Origin of the sequence: Stenotrophomonas sp. SAU14A_NAIMI4_5, assembly GCF_003086795.1 — a bacterium.
Classification (GTDB): Bacteria; Pseudomonadota; Gammaproteobacteria; order Xanthomonadales; family Xanthomonadaceae; genus Stenotrophomonas.
Genome location: NZ_CP026003.1, coordinates 578,503 through 597,651, shown reverse-complemented (window position 1 = coordinate 597,651; position 19,149 = coordinate 578,503). Strand labels below are relative to the sequence as shown.

Sequence of the window (19,149 nt, the reverse complement as noted above, 5' to 3'; positions counted from 1 at the left end):
GCGCCGGAGACTGGAAAAAAAGTTAACACAGCAGGCCGTCGCTGCGGCCTGCTGTGTGAATGCGCGTCAGGGCAGCGACAGCAAACGCTGCTGGATCCAGCCGCTGATGTCCCGCTGCATGTCCGCCGACAGCGTGTGGCCAACCGGGTAGCCACGCAGCTGGTGGGCCACGCCCAGCGCCTGCAGGCGCGCGGCGGCGGATTCGGCCAGCGTGTACGGCAGCTTGTCGTCGGCATGGCCGTGCACCAGCAGGCCGTCCAGCCCGGCATCGGCAATGTCGGCCGGCACATGCGGGGCGATCTCCGGCAGGATGCGCCCGCACAGCACGCCGAACGACTTCACCCGCTGCGGCTGGGTCAGGGCGACGCTGGCACTCATGATGCCGCCCTGGCTGAAGCCGGCCAGCACGGTCTGCCGTGCGTCCACGCCCAGCCGCTGCTGCTGCGCCGCCAGCCACTCGCCCAGCAGCAGGCGCGACTGTTCGGCCTGCGCCGGGTCGATCACCGGCCCCTGCGCACCGAAGCGCACGGTGAACCAGCCGAACGCCTGCGGCCCGAACACCAGCGGCCCGCGCGGCAGCAGCACGTGCAGGCGCGGGTCGAGCGCCTGGGCCAGGCCGGCCAGCGACTGCTCGTTGCTGCCCACGCCGTGCAGCAGCACCACCAGGCCCTGCGCGGTGCCCTGCGCCGGGCGCTCCAGCATCGGCAGCTCCGCGCTCATGCGGCCACCGCCGCAGCGCTGCCATCGAAGCGGTAGATATCCATCGCCAGCATGCCGGCGTCGATGCCCGCATCGATGCGCTGCGCACCGAAGCCGCCCTCGCCCGCCGCGCCCATCGCGAAGTACAGCGGCAGCAGGTGCTCATCGGTGGGATGCGCGCGCTCGGCAAACGGTGCCTGGCGGCGGTAGTCGAACAGCGCATCGCGATCGTTGGCGGCCAGGCGCTGCTCCACCCATTCGATGAAGGGGCGCACGTACGGCGCTTCCTTGCCGTCCTGGTAATCGCGCCAGTCGTGCAGGTTGTGGGTGATGCTGCCCGAACCGATCAGCAGCACGCCCTGCTCGCGCAGCGGCGCCAGCGCGCGGCCCAGCGCGTACTGGTGCTGCGGGCCCAGCATCGGCTGGATCGACACCGGCACCACCGGGATGTCGGCCTGCGGGCGCAGCATGCGCAGCGGCACCCACGCACCGTGGTCGAGGCCACGCTGCGGGTCGATGGCCACCGGCAGGCCGGCGGCGGCGATGCGGCCGGCCACTTCTTCGGCCAGCGCCGGGTCGCCCGGGGCCGGGTACTGCAGTTCGAACAGCTCGCGCGGGAAACCACCGAAATCATGGATGGTCGGCGGCTGCGGGTGCGTGCCGACCAGCGGCTGGCGGGCGAGCCAGTGCGCCGAAGCGATGACGATCGCGCGCGGCGTCGGCAGGTCGCGGGCCAGCTCGGCCAGGCGCACGCCGACCTGGCCCGGATGCAGGGCGGTCATCGGCGAACCATGGGAGATGTACAGCGAAGGCAGGCGGGACATGGGAACCTCCAGGAATTCTTTCAGGGGGCGATCAGCGCGAACGCAGGGTCCAGCGGCCATCGCCCAGCAGGAACAGCACGACCAGGGCCACGGCCCAGAACGCCGGGTATTCCCAACCGCCGCCACTGTTGGCGAAGCTGAAACCGTTGGCGCCATGCACGGTGACGATGGTGCCCAGCAGCAGCGGCACGCCGAGCAGGCCGATCCAGCGCGCATAGACGCCCAGCAGCAGGGCGGTGGCGATGCCGAGCTCGGCAACGATCGTGAAATACCCCAGTGCGCCGGGCAGGCCCAGCGACTGGAAATAGGCCGCCGTGCCGGCCGGGGTGAACACCAGCAGCTTGGTCAGGCCATGGGCCAGGAACAGGCCGCCCAGCGCCAGCCGCAGCAGAGTGCCGGCGTAGGGGGCGAGCGGTGACAGCGGACGGGACGTGGTAGACATGGCAGGCACCTCGGAAGGAGTGGGCACAGCTTATTGCGCTCACCAGAGCCGATAAATACGATGATCTAACCGTATTTGTTGCAGAAGGCGAAATAATGGACACCCTGGACGCCATGCGTGTGTTCGTCGCGGTGGTCGAGCGCAACGGCTTCAGTGCCGCCGCGCAGGCCTTGGACATGTCCACGGCCGGGGTGACCCGGCAGGTCGCCGCGCTGGAAAAGCGCTTGTCCACCCGCCTGCTCCACCGCACCACGCGGCGGGTCAGCCCGACCAGCGCCGGCGCGGCCTACTACGCGCAGTGCGTGCGCCTGCTGGCCGAGTTCGACGCACTGGAAGCCAGCATCGGCGCGCAGGCGCTGGAGCCCTCGGGCACGCTGCGCATCAATGCACCCGTCAGCTGGGGCATCGCCCGCCTCGGCCCGCTGCTGGCCGGCTACCGCCAGCGCTACCCGCAGGTGGAACTGGACCTGGCCCTGTCCGACCGGCTGGTGGACATGGTGGAAGAAGGCTACGACGTGGCCATCCGCATCACCCGCGAGCCGAGCCCGGCGCTGATCGCGCGGCGGCTGGGCCAGGCCCGCATCACCCTGTGCGCGGCGCCGTCCTACCTGGCCGCGCGCGGCACGCCGCACACGCCGCAGGAGCTGGAACAGCACGACTGCCTCGGCTACAGCTACTGGGCTTCGGGCAACCAGTGGCCGCTGCAGGGGCCGGGGGGCGAAACCGGGGTGACGGTGAACAGCATCCTGCAGGCCAACAACGGCGACGTGCTGCGCGAAGCGGCCATCGCCGGCATGGGCGTGATCCTGCAGCCGGATTTCCTGCTGGAGGACGCGCTGGCCGATGGCCGCCTGGTGCGCGTGCTGCCGGAATGGGAAGTGCCCACGATCGGCATCTTCGCCGTCTACACCAGCCGCAGCCACCTGGCACCGAAGGTGCGGAGCTTCATTGATTACCTGGTGGATGCGGGGGTGTGACGCCCGCGCTTCGCGCTCGCCGGGCATGGCCCGGCGCTACCCGGCGGGCTGCAGAACGGTAGTGCCGGCCGCTGGCCGGCAGATGCGAGACCCGCTCACACCACCACTTCATCCAGCGAATCGATGATCTTTTCCAGCGGCGCCGGCCTCCCCAGCAGGTAACCCTGCACCTGGTCGCAGCCATGCGCGGCCAGCCAGTTCAGCTGGCCCGGCGTTTCCACGCCCTCGGCGATGATGGTCAGCCCCATGCTGTGGCCCAGCGACAGCAGTGCGCGGCAGATCGAGGCGTTGCGCGGATTGGTTTCCACATCCGCCACGAAGCTGCGGTCGATCTTCAGGATGTCCAGCGGCAGGTGCTGCAGGTAGGACATGCTGGAATAGCCGGTGCCGAAATCATCCAGCGACACGCAGATGCCCTGCTCGTGCAGGCGCTGCATGGTCTGCATCGCCTGCGCCGGCTTGCGCATCAGGCTGCTCTCGGTCAGCTCCACGTGCAGTGCGCCGCGGGCTAGGCCGAACTCCTTCTGTGCGCGGGTGAACTCGGCTACCAGGTCACTGTTGAAGAACTGCACCGCCGACACGTTCACCGCGATCGACAGCTCGCCCCAACCGGCATCCACCAAGCGTCGCTGTGCCTGCGCGGCGGCGCGGATCACCCAGCGCCCCAGCGCCAGGATCAGCCCGGTGTCCTCGCACAGCTGGATGAACTCGCTGGGCGGAATGAAACTGCCATCGGCCTGCGGCCAGCGCAGCAGCGCCTCCAGTGCCGCCGGGCTGCCATCGCTGGCATGGCGGATCGGCTGGAAATACAGCTGGAATTCGTTGTCGATGGCGGCATGGATGCGCGCGGCCAGGCGCAGGCGGTCGGCCAGGCGGGTGGTCACCGCAGTATCGAACCAGGCCACCACGTTGCCTTCGGCGCGCGCGGCATGCGCAGCCTGCGCGGCCATGCCGATCACCTGCTCGGCACTGTGGCCATCGCCCACCGCATGCACGGCCACGCCGATGCGCGGCTCGAACTGGTGCAGCGAATCCTTGCCGCGCATCGGCGCCGAGACGATCTGCAGCAGGTCATCCAGCGCCCGCTGCGCGGTGTGCTCGCCACCGATGGCCAGCACGAAGTCCTCCGCCGGCTGGAAGGCCAGCGTGCCGAAGCGCGCGCCCAACCCGCCCAGGCGCAGGGCCATCGACTGCAGCACCGCATCGCCGATCTCGCGGCCCAGCGTATCGGCCACCAGCTGCAGGCCGCGCAGCTGCACGTAGGCGATGGTGTAGGCGCCTTCCTGTGCGTCCAGCTGCTCGGTCAGCGCGCGCACGGTCAGCAGGCCGGTATCCGGGTTGTGTCGCGCGCGGTAGGCCAGGTCGCGCTCGTAGGCCAGGCGCTCGCTGACATCCTCGGCCAGCACCAGGCAGGCGGCGCGACCGTCGAAATCCAGCATGGACAGGTGCGCACGCACCTCGAACTCGCTGCCATCGCGGCGCCGGTGCATGCGCACCGTCGACTCCGGCAGCCCATCCACGCGCGCCCGTGCAATGGCACCCATCACCTCGTCCCACCCGCCACGCGGACGGATGTCGAGGATGCTCATCTGCAGGAATTCTTCGCGGCTGTAGCCGTACTGCTCGACAGCTGCTTCGTTGACTTCAAGGAAACGCAGGCTGCTCGGATCGAACACCCAGAACGGTGCCGGGTTGCGGTCGAACAGCAGGCGGAAGCGGCGCTCTGCACGACTCATCTGTTCGCGCGCACGGTAGCGCTCGGTCTGGTCGGTCAGCGCGCCGATCATGCGGCGCTGGCGGTCGGCCACTTCCACCCGCTGGCCGCGCGCGGCCACCCAGCGCACCTGGCCACCGGGCAGCACCAGGCGGAATTCCTCGTCCAGTACCGCGTCGCCGGCGAACGACTGCTCGAACGCACGCTGCAGTCGCTCACTGTCCTCGCGGTGGACGCGGGTAAAGAAGTCGGACAGGGGCAGCGAGTCTGCCGGAATGTCAAAGATCTCGCGGGCCAGCGGCGACCAGTGCAACTGCGCGGCATCTTCGTCCACGTGCCAAGTGCATACCCGGCCGACCTGGTTGGCCAACGCAAGTTCGGCACTGCCGGTGCGCAGTTCCTCGGCCATCGACTGATGGCTGCGGGTACTGCGGCGCACCGCGTACAGCAGCACCAGCAGCACGGCGATGTAGGCCAGCACAATGGCCACTGCTGCCTGCAGGTAGGGCCACCAGGGCGCCAGCACATCCTCGTCGGCCAACCCGACCTGCACCGCCAGCGGGCTGTGCTGCAGCGTGCTGATGGTGGAAATACGCGGAATGCCATCTACCGCGCCGGGGATGCTGCCCAGTTCCACCACGGCAGCACGACCCAGCAGGTCGCGTCCCGGCAGGAGATAGCGATGTCCTACCGTCGCCTGCGGGTCCGGCACCCGTGCCAGCATGGCACCATCGCGATCACTGATCGACACCAGTCCATGGGCGCCGACGTCCAAGCCACTGACAATGCGCTGCAGCTCCTCGCAGCGCAGGCGTGCCAGCAGCCAGCGGTCGCCCGCCATCGGCAGCGCCAGCGGCACCACCCAGCTGCCATCGATGACCTGCTGCGGCGGGCCGAGGTACAGCGCGCTGCCCTGCCCGCGCCGCTGCGGGTCGGTCCACAGCGGCAGCTGCAGGTCGCCCTTGCCGGCGGTCAGCGCGCGGCCGTAGGTATCGAGCACGACGATGCTGTGCAGTTCCGCATGGCGGCCCAGCACACCGTCGATGGACGCATCCAGCAGCGCCGGGGCCTGCGCCGGCACGCTGCGGAACAGCTGCGCGGCATCGGCGGCAATACCGCTCATGGCCCGTTCCAGGTTGCGCAGTTCCATCGCCAGCAGCCGCTCGGTGCCCACGGCCATGGCACGGCTCTGCCGCTGCGCGGCTTCCAGCCGACGCTGGTAGTCGTTGGCCAGCATCACCGCCAGCACCACGGCCAGCAGGACGCCTACGGCGATGCCGCCCCAGGTGATGGCGCGCAGCGGCCGGGCCAGCGCGTGCTTCAACGCTGGCATCGGTCGGTGTTCCCTGTGCAGACGACTGGCTTCATGCGCGAACGATTCCTCCACATCCCCGACCAGAGCGGCCGCAGATCAGCATTCTTGACGCCTGGGTCTGTCCGGTGCGCCACCTCCCCGCGGCTGCACCGGCATGCAGCCCCCAGCATGCACCACGTCGATGACGGCGTGAAGATCGTCGGCGCGTGTTCAGCCAGATCGCGCACAGCGCGGCCCCCGTGGCGGAGCATCCAGCACACGCGCAGGGGATTAGACTTGGGGTTTTCCCGCTGCAAGAGAAGTCCATGTCCAAGCTGCGCCGTCCCACCCTGGCGCTGGCCATCGTCGCCAGCCTGTCCCTGGCCGCCTGTGACCGCCCGGCCGAACCGGCCGCCGGCACCGCCGCGCCGGCCGATGCCACCCCTGCCCCGGCCAAGCCGATGCTGGGCAGCTTCGGCTTCGATGCCAGCGGCATGGACCGCAGCATCGCCGCCGGCGACGACTTCTTCGGCTTCGCCAACGGCACCTGGGTGAAGAACACCGAGATCCCGGCCGACCGTTCGCGCTTTGGCAGCTTCAACGTCATCGCCGAAAAGACCCAGGCCGATACCCGCGCGATCCTCGAAGGCGCGGCCGGCAATGCGCAGGCCAGCGGCGATGACAAGCTGATCGGCGACTACTACGCCGCGTTCATGGACGAGGCCGGCATCGAGAAGCGCGGTCTGGCCCCGGTGCAGCCGCAGCTGGCCGCGATCGGCGGCATCGCCGACAAGGCAGGCCTGGCACGTGCGCTGGGCGGCGACATGCGCGCCGACGTCGACCTGCTCAACGCCACCAACTTCTACACCGACCGCCTGTTCGGCCTGTGGGTGTCGGTGGACATGCTGCAGCCGGACCGCAACGCGCCGTACCTGGTGCAGGGCGGCCTGGGCATGCCCGACCGCGATTTCTACCTGGGTGATGGCCGCATGGCCGAGCTGCGCAAGCAGTACCAGGCCTACATCGCGCAGGTGCTGCAGCTGGCCGGCGTGGCCGACCCGGCCGGCAAGGCGCAGCGCATCCTCGCGCTGGAAACCAAGATCGCCCAGGCCCACGCCAGCCAGGAAGAAACCAACAACGTGACCCTGGGTGCCAACCCGTGGACGCAGGCGGACTTCAACGCCAAGGCGCCGGGCATGGACTGGGCGGCGTTCCTGGACGCAGCCAAGCTGGGCCAGCAGCAGGACTTCATCGTGTGGCAGCCGAAGGCCGTCGCCGGCCTGTCCAGGCTGGTGGCCACCGAGCCGCTGGATGTGTGGAAGGACTACATGACCTTCCACGCGCTGGACCGCGCAGCGGCCTACCTGCCGAAGACCTTCGCCGACGCCCGCTTCGCCTTCCACGGCACCGCGCTGAGCGGCACCCCGCAGCAGAGCGACCGCTGGAAGCGTGCGGTGGACGATGCCAACCACGCCGTCGGTGAAGCCATCGGCAAGCGCTACGTGGAAAAGCACTTCGACGCCAAGACCAAGGAACGCGCGGACGAGATGGCGAAGAACATCATCGCCGCCTTCGCCAAGCGCATCGACGCGCTGGCCTGGATGTCGCCGCAGACCAAGGCACACGCCAAGGCCAAGGTGGCCGGCCTGACCGTGGGCATGGGCTACCCGGACACCTGGCGCGACTACACCGGCCTGGAGATCCGCCGTGACGATCCGCTGGGCAATGCGCAGCGCGCCGAGCAGTTCGAGTACGCGCGCAACGTCGCCAAGCTGGGCAAGCCGGTCGACCACAACGAATGGGCGATGCTGCCGCAGACCATCAACGCGATGAACGTGCCGCTGGAGAACCGCCTGGTGTTCCCGGCCGCGATCCTGCAGCCGCCGTTCTTCGACGGCGCTGCCGACGACGCGGTGAACTACGGTGCCATCGGCGCGGTGATCGGCCACGAGATCAGCCACGGCTTCGACAATGCCGGCGCGCTGTTCGATGAAACGGGCAAGCTGCACAACTGGTGGACGGCCGAGGACCTCAAGCAGTTCAACGCCGCCGGCGATGCACTGGCCGCGCAGTTCAGCAGCTATGAGCCGTTCCCCGGCGTGCACGTCAACGGCAAGCTGACCCTGGGCGAGAACATCGCCGACGTGGCTGGCCTGGGCACCGCCTACGACGCCTACCAGCTGTCGCTGCAGGGCAAGCCGGGCCAGACCCTGGAAGGCTTCACGCCGGACCAGCGCTTCTTCCTCGGTTTCGCCCAGGCGTGGCGCAGCAAGAGCCGCGAGCAGGCACTGCGCAACGGCCTGCTGACCGACGTGCACGCACCGGGCCAGTACCGTGCGCTGACCGTGCGCAACATCGACGCCTGGTACCCGGCGTTTGAAGTGAAGGAAGGCCAGAAGCTGTACCTGGCCCCGGACAAGCGGGTCAAGGTGTGGTGATGTGATGCGAACGGGCGCCGAAAGGCGCCCGTTTTTTCTGGGATGCCGTGCCATCCACGCGTGGCGTGGATCTACGGTAGAGACCAACCTTGGTTGGCGCTTTCCGCCATCCACGCGATGGATCAACGCATGGTCGGCCACTCCCGCAACACCTCCACCGGCACGCCCACGCGTGCACACGCGCGCGTGGCCAGGCCATCGGGCAACGCGCGGCGGAACAGCGGTGCCATGCCCTGCATCAGCTTGGCCGACGCGGCCGCCTGCGTGCGCTGGCCGGCACTGCGTTCCAGCATCGCCTCGGCCCAGTCGGGCAGCAGCGCGGCACCGGCGCCGAGGAACACCGCGCGCGACAGGCCCGGGATCGGCACCGGCAGGTTGACCGCCGACAGCACCTCCAGCACCTCGCGCGACCGCGCATCGGCCAGCAGCTCCGGCTGCCGCGCACAGAAATAGGCCGCCACTTCCGCCTCGCTGCGCGGCACGTCCACCGCGCCCAGCGCTTCGGCCACACGGCGATACTCGTCGTAGTAGCGGTCGGCAATCTCCACCGGCACCTCGCGGCCGTAGCGGCGATAGCCCTGCAGGAAGCCGAATGCCTCGGTCACGTGCACCCACGTCAGCAGCTGCGGGTCGTCAGCCGCGTAGTCTTCGCCCTGCGCGGTGCGGCCGCGGATCTGCGCATGGATGCGGCGCACCTTGGCCACCAGCTTTTCCACTTCGGCACTCGGCGCGTAGCTGGTGCCGGCAACGAACGCGGTGGTCCGGCGCAGGCGGCCGACCAGGTCCTGGCGGAAGTTGGAGTGGTCGTACACGCCGGCCAGCGCGCGCGGGTGCAGGGTCTGCAGCATCAGCGCACACAGGCCGCCGGCCAGCATCGAGGGCAGCTCGGCGTGCATGCGCCAGGTCACGCTGTCCGGCCCGAACCAGCCGGGGTCGCCCAGCGGATGGTCATAATCGATGCCACTCTGGCCGCGCGGGAAGGCATCAAGCACCCAGCGCCGGATCGGCGCGGTGACGGGGCGGGAAAGGCGGTGCAGCAGCGGCGGCATCTTCGGTCCAGGCGGTGGCGGAATCGGCCGCGGTCTGCGCGGTCAGCCTCGATTCTGGGCGATACGGGCCGATGCAGCGAGCCCGTCGGCTCAGCCACGGTTCCATGTGCAGCCGCAGCACATTTCACCCTGCGACATCTTGACGCAGGCTTCCGGCGCGATGCTGCACCGCATCAACATTCACCCATTCAGACAAAACCCTTATGGCGCTAGGCATTCCACCCATTGCACGGCCCGCTGGAAGTGCTAGAACTGAACCCGCCACACCGTCCAATGCTGATCGACGCACGTTCCACAAGGGAGCCAGCCATGATTGCTTTGTTCAAGGGTTTGGGACTACTGCTTCGCGACAACGAGCTCTACCACAGCCCGTTCGACAAACAGGTCGCGCACTGGCGCAACCTCAGCGAGCAGCAGATCCGCGAAGAAGTGGCGGTGCTGGCCCAGGCCAAGTGCCAATGGCTGATCGCCTCGATCATCGGCTGGCAGGCGGCGTCCCTGCTCATCCTCGGCCTGATCGCCAACTACCTCTGGCGCGACGATTACCACATCACCTTCACCCGCGTGGTCGTGGTGTTCGGTTCGTGGGTGTCGATCCTGTTCGTGATCTGGTTCATGGCCAACATGTTCGACCAGCAGGCCGGTTTCGAGCGCTGGATGAAGGCATTCAACAGCCGCGCCCGCATTACCTCCAAGGCTGACAGCGTTGAATGCGTGGCCGAAGCACTGGACCTGGCCGAGCACTACCCGGAAGTGCTGGACTACAAGCAGGCCGTCACCACCCGGCGCGAGCTGCGCCACGAGGACATCCGCATCATGACCGAGATCGGCCGCATGCGGCAGCACTCGGAACTGGTCGGCCGGCTCAACCATGTCGGCGAAACCGAACACCACCACGATCTGACCCTGCAGCCGGCCTACTGAGGCTGGCCAACAGGTCCAGGGAAGCGGGGGAGCCACAATGCCACCGTGCACTGTCACGGTGGCATTGTTCTTTCTACATGCCGCGGAACAGGCTCATGAACGGCTGGCTGACCACCAGCGTTTCCGGACGCTGGCGCAGGCGCAGGACGCCACGGCCGGTGTCGTCGCGGCTGACCGCCGCCACCGCCTTCATGTTGACGATGGTCGAGCGGTGCACCTGGCGGAAGTGCTGCGGGTCGAGCACTTCCAGCAGTTCGCGCAGCGGCGTGCGCAGCAGGCTTTCACCGGCGCTGGTGACCACCGTCGTGTACTTGTTGTCGGCGCGGAAATAGACCACGTCCTCCAGCATGATCAGCTGCGTGTCGCGGCCGTTGCTGGCGGTGATCCAGGCCAGCGGCGGGCGATCACCCGCGCCCTGTGACGGGCCCAGGCGCTGCAGCAGGCGTTCCAGCACCGCATCGTCCTGGCGCGTGTTGGGCAGCCGCGAAAGGATGCGCTCGCGGGTGGCCAGCAGACGCTCGTCGCTGACCGGCTTCAGCAGGTAATCCATCGCGCCCTGCTCGAACGCATCGATGGCGTACTGGTCGTAGGCGGTGACGAACACCACCTGCGTGCGCGGGCTCAGTTCGGACAGCGCGCGTGCCACCTCGATGCCACTGATGCCGGGCATGCGGATATCGAGGAAGGCGATGTCCGGCTGCTTTTCGGCCAGCTGTTCCAGCGCACTGGCGCCATCCTCGCACTCGGCCACCAGCTTCAGTTCCGGCCACAACCGGCCCAGCTGTTCCACCAGCGACTGCCGCAGCAGCTCCTCGTCTTCGGCGATCAGGGCTTCAAGCGGCATGGCTGCGTTCCTTGGCCGGCTGCGGCAGGGTCATGGTGGCGGCGACGCCGCTGGGGAAATTGGCAACGATGGCCACACCGGCCTGCTCGCCGCAGGTCAGGCGCAGGCGCTCGCGCAGGTTCTTCAGGCCGATGCCGGTGCCGCTGGTGCCCTGGCCGAAGCCCAGTCCATCATCGGCCACGGTCACCGTCACGTGGTCATCGAACGCTCGCGCCAGGATCCAGATCGTGCCGCCACCGGGCTTGGGTTCCAGGCCGTGCTTGATCGCGTTTTCCACCAGCGTCTGCAGGGCCATCGCCGGCATGTGCACGCCGTGCAGCTCGTTGGGCACCTGCACTTCCACCGCCAGCCGCGCGCCCATGCGGATGCGCAGGATTTCCAGGTAGGCGCGGGTGCGCTCCAGCTCCACACCGAGCGTGGACACCGACTCATCCACCTGCGGCAGCGAACTGCGCAGGTACTGGATGAGGTGGCCGAGCATCTGTTCGGCACGGCCGGGATCGGTGCGGGTAAGCACCTGCGCATTGGCCAGGGTGTTGTAGAGGAAGTGCGGTTCCACCTGCGCGTGCAGCAGGTTCAGGCGGGCCACCGACAGTTCCTTTTCCACCTGGGTCTGTTCGGCGGCGGCCTGCTCGTCGCGGCGCTGGTCGGCCACGCGGCGGGTGATGGCGCGGGTGACGGCCTCGGCGTTCTCGAAATTGCTGCCCTCATCCAGCGCCAGCAGGTCGGCCCACCAGCCGGCATCGGGCTCGAACAGCAGGGTGACGGTGCTGGTGCCCTGCCCCGGGGTGACCGTGGCCTGCACGCTGTTGCGCTTGATGGCCAGCCGCGCCGGCAGATTCCAGCGCGATGGCTGGCGGCCATTCCAGGGATCGACACGGCGCACGTAGGCGCGCACCTGCAGGCTGCCGGCGGCGCTTTCCACGTCTTCCACCCGCGGCAGTTCGGCCACGGCGGCCTCGACCAGGGCGAACGCAGGGCCGGCATCCAGCGGCACTTCAATCTGGCGGCGCTGGTGGCCGGACAGGGTGCTGCCGTCGAGGCGCCCGGCGATCAGCCACACGCGGCGCACGTGGGTGATGGCACTGCCCAGCGCGCTGATCATCAGGAACATCGCCAGCAGGCCGAAGATCCAGCCGGGGCCGTCGTTCATGCCGCTGAAGATGCCGCTCCAGACCATGCCGGCCACCAGCAGTGCCACGGCCCAGGCCAACAGGTGACGGAGAATGAGAGTGAGGCTGGCGATCACGGCAGCGCCTTGGAGGAAGGGGGTGAGCCGAGCATAGGTCGGCCCACCGGGCAAACAAGCGGCCTGCGACGAAGCCCCGGAAACCGGGGATGGAAGCGGTCACGGGAACGCCGGGCATGGCCCGGCGCTACCGGTGCTTCTTATTTGCGCTGGTCGGCGCTGCTGTCACGCACGGCGCGGAACGACTCGTCGGTGCTCCAGTTCGGCCAGCTGCGCGAGTTGGCCAGCTGGTTGCCCAGCGTGTAGAGCACTTCCAGGTCGCGGGCGGCACCGGCAAACACCCAGTCCGGCTGCCATTCGTCGCCCTGCTGGTGGTAGCGCTTGGCGGTGTAATCCTCCGAGGCCTTCTTGCCGGCGGCAACGCCACCGTCCACCCAGTCCTGGCCGGCCGACCAGGACAGCGCCGGCACGCCGCGCTTGGCGAACGAGAAGTGATCGGAGCGGAAGAACAGGCCCGCTTCCGGCTTCGGGTCCGGGGTGTAGCGAATGTCCCAACCCTTGGCGACGTCCTTCAGCTGGTCCAGCAGTTCGAAGCGCGCGGTGCCGTAGATGCCGAAATCACGCGACGGACCGAATGGCGACATGCCGTCCATGTTGATCGCCGCCACGGTGGTTTCCAGCGGGTACAGCGGGTGGGTGGCGTAGTACTCCGAACCCAGCAGGCCCTTTTCCTCGGCGGTGACCGCCAGGAACAGCAGCGAGCGCTGCGGACGCGGGCCCTTGGCGAAGCCGCGGGCCAGTTCGATCAGCGAGGCGGTGCCGCTGGCGTTGTCCAGCGCGCCGTTGAAGATGCGGTCGCCGCGCGCGTCCGGTTCGCCCACGCCGATGTGGTCCCAGTGCGCGCTGTAGATGATGGTCTCGTCCGGGTGGCTGCTGCCTTCCAGGCGTGCGGCCACGTTGTGCGAGGTGATCACTTCGGTCTTCACCGCGTACTTCGCATCCAGGCTGGCGCCGGTCAGCGCCACCGGGGTGAAGTCGCGCTGCTGCGCCTTCTTCTTCAGCGCCTCGAAATCCTGCCCGGCGGCGCGGAACAGCTCGACGGCGAGGTCGCGCTGGATCCAGCCTTCCAGCAGCGGGTGGGTCTCGGCGGGGTTGTCACGCACCACGTCGAACATGGTGTTGGTGTTGGAGCCGGCCACGGTGGCCCAGCCGTACGAGGCCGGTGCGGTCTCGTGCACGATCAGCACGCCGAGCGCGCCCTGGCGTGCGCCTTCTTCGTACTTGTACGGCCAGCGCCCGTACCAGGTCATGCCCTTGCCGTCGAAGTCGCCCTTGCCGGTTTCGAAATCCGGGTCGTTGATCAGCACGACGGCGATCTTGCCCTTCAGGTCGACGCCCTTGAAGTCGTCCCAGTTGCGCTCCGGCGCCTTCACCCCATAGCCGAGGAAGACCAGCGGCGCCTTGCTGATGTCGACGGTGGTGGCGCCATTCATGGCGGCGCGCACGGCGATCTGCTTGCCCTGGTCGAGGGTGACGGTCTTGCCGCCCTGGTGCAGGGCCAGCTGCGGGGTACCGACGATGTCGCCTTTGCGCAGCGGCACGGCCTGGGTCCACAGGCGCTTGCCATCCTGCAGGTCGCCACCCGGCTGCAGGCCGGCGGCGGCAAACTGCTTGCTGAGATAGGCAATGGTCTTTTCTTCGCCTGCGGTGGCCGGCGAGCGGCCCTCGTAGGCGTCGGAGGCCAGTTCCTTGACGTCGGCGGAGATCCGCGCGCCATCGAATTTCGGCGTGGCGGCCATCAGTGCGCTCGACACCGACAGGGCCAGGATGCCCAGTACTGCTCGTTTCATTGCTCTCTCCAGCAGGAAAATCCTTCCGGAGTGTAATGGGATTCGGCAGGGCTGCGCCCTGCACCTGCGGTAGTGCCGGCCGCTGGCCGGCAACTCCAAAAGCAAAAGCCTGCATTGCGTGGGATGGCGGGGTGGGTGCCGACCGTTGGTCGGCACTCAACAAGAAGGGGTCAGATCCCTTTTCCGGTGGAAAAGGGCTCTGACCCAGATGTCTGGGCGCGCGCGAGCAGCAGCGCCTGCTCGCGGGCATTGCCGGTGAGCGCGGCCGCCTCGCGGAAGGCGGTGGCGGCATCGTCACGCCGACCCAGCTGCAGCAGCAGCTCGCCGCGCACCACCTGCAACGGGGCATAGCCCTGCAACCGCGCATCGACCAGCAACGGCTGCAACAACCCCCAGGCCGCGAACGCACCGTCACTGCGCGACACCGCCACCACCCGGTTGAGGGCCACCACCGGCGAAGGCATCACCTGCAGCAGCTGCGCATACAGCGCGGCGATGCGTGCCCAGTCGGTGTCTTCGGCACGGCGCGCGGTGGCATGGCAGGCCGCGATGCGTGCCTGCAGCACGTAGGCATCGTTGCCGCCGCCGGCATCCAGCGCACGCTGCAGCACCTGTTGCCCGCGTTCAATCTGCAGCCAGTCCCAGCGCGCGCGGTTCTGCACGTCCAGCAATACCGGCTGGCCCTGCGCATCGACGCGCGCCGCGGCACGCGAGGCCTGCAGTTCCATCAGCGCCAGCAGGCCCAGCACCGCCGGCGCGGGCAGGCGATGGGCGAGGATGCGGGCCAGCCGCAGCGCTTCCTCGCACAAGGCCGGCCGCATCCAGTCATCGCCGGCACTGGCCGCATAGCCCTCGTTGAAGACCAGGTAGATCGCCTCCAGCACCGAGGCCAGCCGCTCGGGCAGCGCCTCGGCGCGCGGCACTTCGTAGGGCACCTGCTTCTGCACCAGGGTGCGCTTGGCGCGCACGATGCGCTGGGCGATGGTCGGCTCCGGCTGCAGGAAGGCGCGGGCGATCTCGGTGGTGGTCAGCCCGCCCAGCAGGCGCAGGGTCAGCGCCACCCGTGCATCGGCCGGCAACACCGGATGGCAGGCCACGAACATCAGCCGCAGCAGGTCATCGCCGAGGTCGTCCTCCAGTGCCTGGCTGTCATCGGGTGCGGGCAGCGCCACCGGGTGCAGTTCCTCGCCCCATTTCGCATGCTGCTGCGCCACGCGCTGGTGCTGGCGCAGCACATCGATGGCACGGTTGCGCGCGGTGGTCATCAGCCAGGCTCCGGGGTTGTCCGGGATGCCCTGCGCCGGCCAGCGCTCCAGCGCGGCCAGCCAGGTGTCCTGGGCCAGCTCCTCGGCGCGGCCGACATCACCGCCGAGCAGCCGCGCCAGGCGCGCGATCAACACCGGCGATTCCATCCGCCAGAGGGTTTCCAGTCGCTGGCTCAGGGCGGGCTCGGTCATGCGCCGATCACAGCACGCAGGCCGTGCCCGCACAAGCGCCAGCGAACGGCGTCGGCCATCAGCCCGGCTCGCCTTCCATGTGTGCGATTTCCCACAGGTGGCCATCCAGGTCCTGGAAGCCGCGCTGGTACATGAAACCGTAATCGCGCGCCGGTTGCGGCTCGCTGCCACCGGCGGCCACCGCCTTGTCCACCATCACGTCCACCGCCTTGCGGCTGGCCGCGGAAAGGCAGGTGATCACCTCGGTCTCCGCGTGCGCATCGGCAATGTTCTTGTTGGTGAACTGCTGGAAGAACGGCTTGACCAGCAGCATCACGAAGATGCTCTCGCTGATGACCATGCAGGCGGCGTCTTCATTGGTGTAGGCCGGATTGAAGCTGTAGCCCAGCGCGCTGAAGAAATCCTTGGACTGTTGCAGGTCCTGCACGGGCAGGTTGACGAAGATCATCTGCGGTTGCGGTGCGCTCATCGTTGCGTTTCCTGTGCGGGTGATGGGTGATGGGTGACGGGTGCGGGAGCTGGATCAGGGCTGCTTCATGCAGTTGACCATCCACGGCTTGCCGAAGCGGTCGATCAACATGCCCCAGCGATGCGCCCAGAACGTCTCGGCGATCGGCATCTGCACCTGGCCGCCTTCGGCCAGCGCGGCGAACACGCGCTCGGCTTCCTCGATGCTGTCGACGTCGACATTGATGGTGGTCGAACCGCCCTCGCCGCCGCCCGGGCCATCGGCGGCCATCAGGATCGCGCCCTCGATCTCCAGCTGGCTGTGCGCCACGTGGTCGAGGGTTTCGGCAGGCATCTCGTTGCAGCCCGGCGAACCATCGGACGGCGGCATGTCGCGGTACTTCATCTCCGAGGTGACCTGGCCACCGAGGGCCTTGGCATAGAAGGCCATCGCATCGTGGGCCTGGCCGCTGAAGCCAAGGAAGGGAATCAGTTTCATGGCAATGCTCCGTTGGGTGGTGGTGCCGGGGCGTACCGGCGGATGTGACAGGGAAGATCGATCAGTTTTCCAGCTGTTCCCGCAGACGCTGTTCCTGCTGCTGTAATTCGGGGGTGAAGGCTTCGCCGAAATCCTCGGCGGTGATCAGCGGACGCAGCTCGAGGGTGCCGCCAGCGCCGAACGGGGCACGGCTGGCCCATTCGATGGCCTCGTCCAGCGAGCGCACGTTCCACAGCCAGAACCCGGCGATCTGCTCGCTGGGCGGGCCGAACGGTCCGGCCTGCACCTGCGGCGCGGCGGCGCCAAAATGAATGCGGCGGCCACGGGCAGTGGCGTGCAGGCCCTCACCGGCGAGCATGATGCCGGCGGCGACGAGTTGTTCGTTGTAGGCTCCCATTTCGGCCAGTTCCGCTTCGCTGGGCAGGCGCCCGGCTTCGGAATCGGCGTTGGCTTTGACGATCACCATGACTTTCATGTCGGTCTCCCGTGGGCGGCGGTTTGCGTGCCCTTCATGGGTACGACGAACCGGGGGGACGGGAATCGACAGGTCTGGTGGAATTTTTTTTCCTGCGCGGAAGGCGCGCCTGCGGCGGGGGATCGGCGAACGGCGGAGCCCCTCCGTGGTGGGGGCTTAAAGCCCTGGTAATTGAGGGTTGGCCGGGAGGGTGGGTTGGCTGGGGGACGCTGCAAGTACGTCCATGTAAGCTCGGTCGCCGCATCCATGCGGCTCACGCCCCCAGCCAACCCACCCTCCCGGCCACGGACACGTTCCCGCGCGCCCACCCCGGAAGATCAAGAGAAGAAGGCAAAAGCAAAGGCAAGAGCGGTTGGCTGGCGGGCTCGGCTGTGCGAGCGAAGCGACCCGCTTTTTGTTTTTGCTGTTGATCTTCCGTGGTGGGTCAGCCGCGTGAACGTGTCCGGGGCCGGTCGGGGTGGGGGCGCGGGACCGCAGGCGCCATGGATGGCGCCTACGAGCCCCCATGGATGGGTTCACGGCGTGTCCCGCGCCCCCACCCCGACCGGCCCACCCCAGTAATCCCAGCAGATGGCACACCACGGAGGGGCTCCGCCGTTCGCCGATCCCCCGCCGCAGGCGGCCTTTCGCGCTGCAACATGCCACCACGCAAACCTGCGCCATCATGGAACCCCGCCCCCGCCAGGACCGTGCCATGCAGCAGTACCTGCTCCTCATCTACATCGAACCCGCCCTGCTGCAGGCCCTGCCCAGCGACGCGTTCAATGCACTGATGCGCGACTGCCTCGCCCACGCCGATCAACTGCAGGCCGAAGGCACCCTGCTGGCCGCACAAAAACTGCAGCCGGTCGACACCGCGCAGACCCTGCGCGTGCGCGATGGCCACAGCCGCGTGCTTGATGGCCCCTTCGCTGAAACCCGCGAACTGCTGGCCGGCTTCAACCTCATCCGCGCACGCGACCGCGACGAAGCCATGCGCATCGCCCGCGAATTCCCCTGGGCGCGCTTTGGCAGCATCGAAGTGCGGCCGCTGGAAGACATGGACGCCGAGCGCGTGCGCTGCGGTGCGCCGGCCGCGGCTATGGCAGCAGCCGTACCCTGATCTCGCGCTTGCCGATGCCTTCATTGCCGCTGTAATCGCGTGCACTGCCGCGGATGATGTACTCGCCCGGCGGCAGCGCCGCCGGCTGCCAGCGCCCGGTTTCCATCAGGCCATCGCGCACGGTGTTGGTCGCCAGGTAGCGGAAGCGGGTCACCGCACTGCCATGTACGGTGATGCCGCTGTCCGGCGCATAGGCCACCTTCACTGCCTGCTTCTGCGGCGGCATGCGGTTGAACACGATGTTCCAGCGTGGCTGTTCGTAACCCTGCAGCGGCTGCCCGGCCGCGTCGAGGATCTGGTAACCCACCTGGTAGGGCCCCAACCGGCGGCGCGGCAGGTTGTTGTCCACCTGGTCCCACGCCTCCACCACGATCTGCACGCCACGCCCCTGCCGGGCCAGCATCACCACGCCATCGCTGCCTGCGGACAGCGGCTGGTCGTTGTCATCCAGCAGGCCGACATCTGTGATGCGCGGCGCGAAGTGGTCGGCGTAGCCGGTGAAGCCCAGTGCCACCGCATTGGTCTCGAAACCGCTGGTGCCCACCTGCAAGTGCACGTGCGCCTGGCTGTTGATGCTGCCCAGACGGTCGCCAACGTGGATGCGCGTGCCGCGCCGCACGCGGATGCGCTCCAGCTTGCCGTCCTCGCCGTACAGCGGCTGCCAGCGCGCATCGAACGGCTCACCGGCCGGGGTGCGGCCCACCCGCATGTGGATGTAGTTCAGGCGCCCCACGGCCAGCCCTTCGGCCTGGCCGCCCAGACTCCAGGCCGCAATCGGGCTGCTGATCTTGCCGTCGGCGATGGCCAGCACGGTCTGCCCCACGTCGCCGCGCACATCGAAGCCGGCGTGCAGGTGGTGGCGACTCTCGCCGGTAAAGGTGCCGCGCACTTCGCCCAGCGTGCCGACCACTTCATGCCAACCCTG

16 protein-coding genes and 1 pseudogene are annotated in these 19,149 nt (G+C 68.4%); 4 read left to right on the top strand and 13 right to left on the bottom strand.

Features of this window, described 5'->3' with window-relative positions:
* Positions 1-66 precede the first annotated feature (66 nt).
* Genes C1925_RS02725 through C1925_RS02715 form a run of 3 tightly spaced genes read right to left on the bottom strand, consistent with a single transcriptional unit; the run spans position 67 to position 1,965 of the window.
* Positions 67-720, bottom strand: coding sequence for a phospholipase (locus tag C1925_RS02725; protein WP_108767591.1), 654 nt, complete (start codon positions 718-720; stop codon positions 67-69).
* Complete coding sequence (locus C1925_RS02720; protein WP_108767590.1) at positions 717-1,523, bottom strand: class III extradiol ring-cleavage dioxygenase; 807 nt, start codon at positions 1,521-1,523, stop codon at positions 717-719. Before C1925_RS02720 ends, C1925_RS02725 begins: the two co-directional genes overlap by 4 nt.
* 31 nt (positions 1,524-1,554) lie before the next feature.
* Positions 1,555-1,965: a DoxX family protein gene (locus C1925_RS02715; RefSeq protein ID WP_108767589.1), complete on the bottom strand. Its 411-nt coding sequence runs from the start codon at positions 1,963-1,965 to the stop codon at positions 1,555-1,557.
* A gap of 95 nt (positions 1,966-2,060) precedes the next feature.
* Between C1925_RS02715 and C1925_RS02710 the strand changes: the two genes are divergently transcribed.
* Positions 2,061-2,942 carry a LysR family transcriptional regulator gene (locus C1925_RS02710; protein ID WP_108767588.1) on the top strand — a complete coding sequence of 294 codons (882 nt, stop codon included), beginning with the start codon at positions 2,061-2,063 and terminating at the stop codon, positions 2,940-2,942.
* A 95-nt stretch (positions 2,943-3,037) separates the two neighbouring features.
* Here the strand turns inward: C1925_RS02710 and C1925_RS02705 are convergent, their stop codons facing one another.
* Entirely contained in the window at positions 3,038-5,989 is a 2,952-nt protein-coding gene (locus tag C1925_RS02705; RefSeq protein WP_254051375.1) for an EAL domain-containing protein, read from the bottom strand.
* Between the two features lie 287 nt (positions 5,990-6,276).
* Here C1925_RS02705 and C1925_RS02700 point away from each other — a divergent pair, with 287 nt between their 5' ends.
* Positions 6,277-8,388, top strand: coding sequence for a M13 family metallopeptidase (locus C1925_RS02700; RefSeq protein WP_108767586.1), 2,112 nt, complete (start codon positions 6,277-6,279; stop codon positions 8,386-8,388).
* A gap of 122 nt (positions 8,389-8,510) precedes the next feature.
* On the opposite strand, the gene C1925_RS02695 is transcribed toward C1925_RS02700, so the two are convergent.
* A complete protein-coding gene (locus C1925_RS02695) occupies positions 8,511-9,437 on the bottom strand; it encodes an oxygenase MpaB family protein (protein ID WP_108767585.1) in 927 nt (308 codons plus the stop codon).
* 309 nt (positions 9,438-9,746) lie between these two features.
* Between C1925_RS02695 and C1925_RS02690 the strand changes: the two genes are divergently transcribed.
* Positions 9,747-10,361, top strand: a complete 615-nt coding sequence (locus C1925_RS02690) for a hypothetical protein (RefSeq protein ID WP_108767584.1) — start codon at positions 9,747-9,749, stop codon at positions 10,359-10,361.
* 73 nt (positions 10,362-10,434) lie between these two features.
* Here C1925_RS02690 and C1925_RS02685 read toward each other — a convergent pair whose 3' ends face one another.
* The 7 genes from C1925_RS02685 to C1925_RS02655 form a co-directional block, all read right to left on the bottom strand.
* Positions 10,435-11,205: a LytTR family DNA-binding domain-containing protein gene (locus C1925_RS02685; protein ID WP_108767583.1), complete on the bottom strand. Its 771-nt coding sequence runs from the start codon at positions 11,203-11,205 to the stop codon at positions 10,435-10,437.
* The gene (locus C1925_RS02680) at positions 11,195-12,454 is read right to left on the bottom strand and encodes a histidine kinase (RefSeq protein ID WP_108767582.1); all 1,260 of its coding nucleotides are present in this window, start codon (positions 12,452-12,454) and stop codon (positions 11,195-11,197) included. Before C1925_RS02680 ends, C1925_RS02685 begins: the two co-directional genes overlap by 11 nt.
* Before the next feature lie 140 nt (positions 12,455-12,594).
* Positions 12,595-14,244 (bottom strand): M28 family metallopeptidase, encoded by a 1,650-nt coding sequence (locus tag C1925_RS02675; protein WP_108767581.1) that lies wholly within the window; start codon positions 14,242-14,244, stop codon positions 12,595-12,597.
* A gap of 170 nt (positions 14,245-14,414) precedes the next feature.
* The gene (locus C1925_RS02670) at positions 14,415-15,701 is read right to left on the bottom strand and encodes a sigma-70 family RNA polymerase sigma factor (RefSeq protein ID WP_108767580.1); all 1,287 of its coding nucleotides are present in this window, start codon (positions 15,699-15,701) and stop codon (positions 14,415-14,417) included.
* A gap of 58 nt (positions 15,702-15,759) precedes the next feature.
* The gene (locus C1925_RS02665; protein WP_108767579.1) at positions 15,760-16,170 is read right to left on the bottom strand and encodes a VOC family protein; all 411 of its coding nucleotides are present in this window, start codon (positions 16,168-16,170) and stop codon (positions 15,760-15,762) included.
* Positions 16,171-16,224: 54 nt separating this feature from the next.
* Positions 16,225-16,647: a VOC family protein gene (locus C1925_RS02660; protein WP_108767578.1), complete on the bottom strand. Its 423-nt coding sequence runs from the start codon at positions 16,645-16,647 to the stop codon at positions 16,225-16,227.
* 61 nt (positions 16,648-16,708) lie between these two features.
* Entirely contained in the window at positions 16,709-17,122 is a 414-nt protein-coding gene (locus C1925_RS02655) for a YciI family protein (RefSeq protein WP_108767577.1), read from the bottom strand.
* Positions 17,123-17,816: 694 nt separating this feature from the next.
* Between C1925_RS02655 and C1925_RS02650 the strand changes: the two genes are divergently transcribed.
* On the top strand, positions 17,817-18,224 hold the full coding sequence (locus C1925_RS02650; RefSeq protein WP_108767576.1) for a YciI family protein: 408 nt from the start codon (positions 17,817-17,819) through the stop codon (positions 18,222-18,224).
* Here the strand turns inward: C1925_RS02650 and C1925_RS02645 are convergent.
* Positions 18,202-19,149, bottom strand: a pseudogene (locus C1925_RS02645) (gluconolaconase); the annotation flags it as partial. The gene C1925_RS02650 and the pseudogene C1925_RS02645 sit on opposite strands and share 23 nt — an antisense overlap.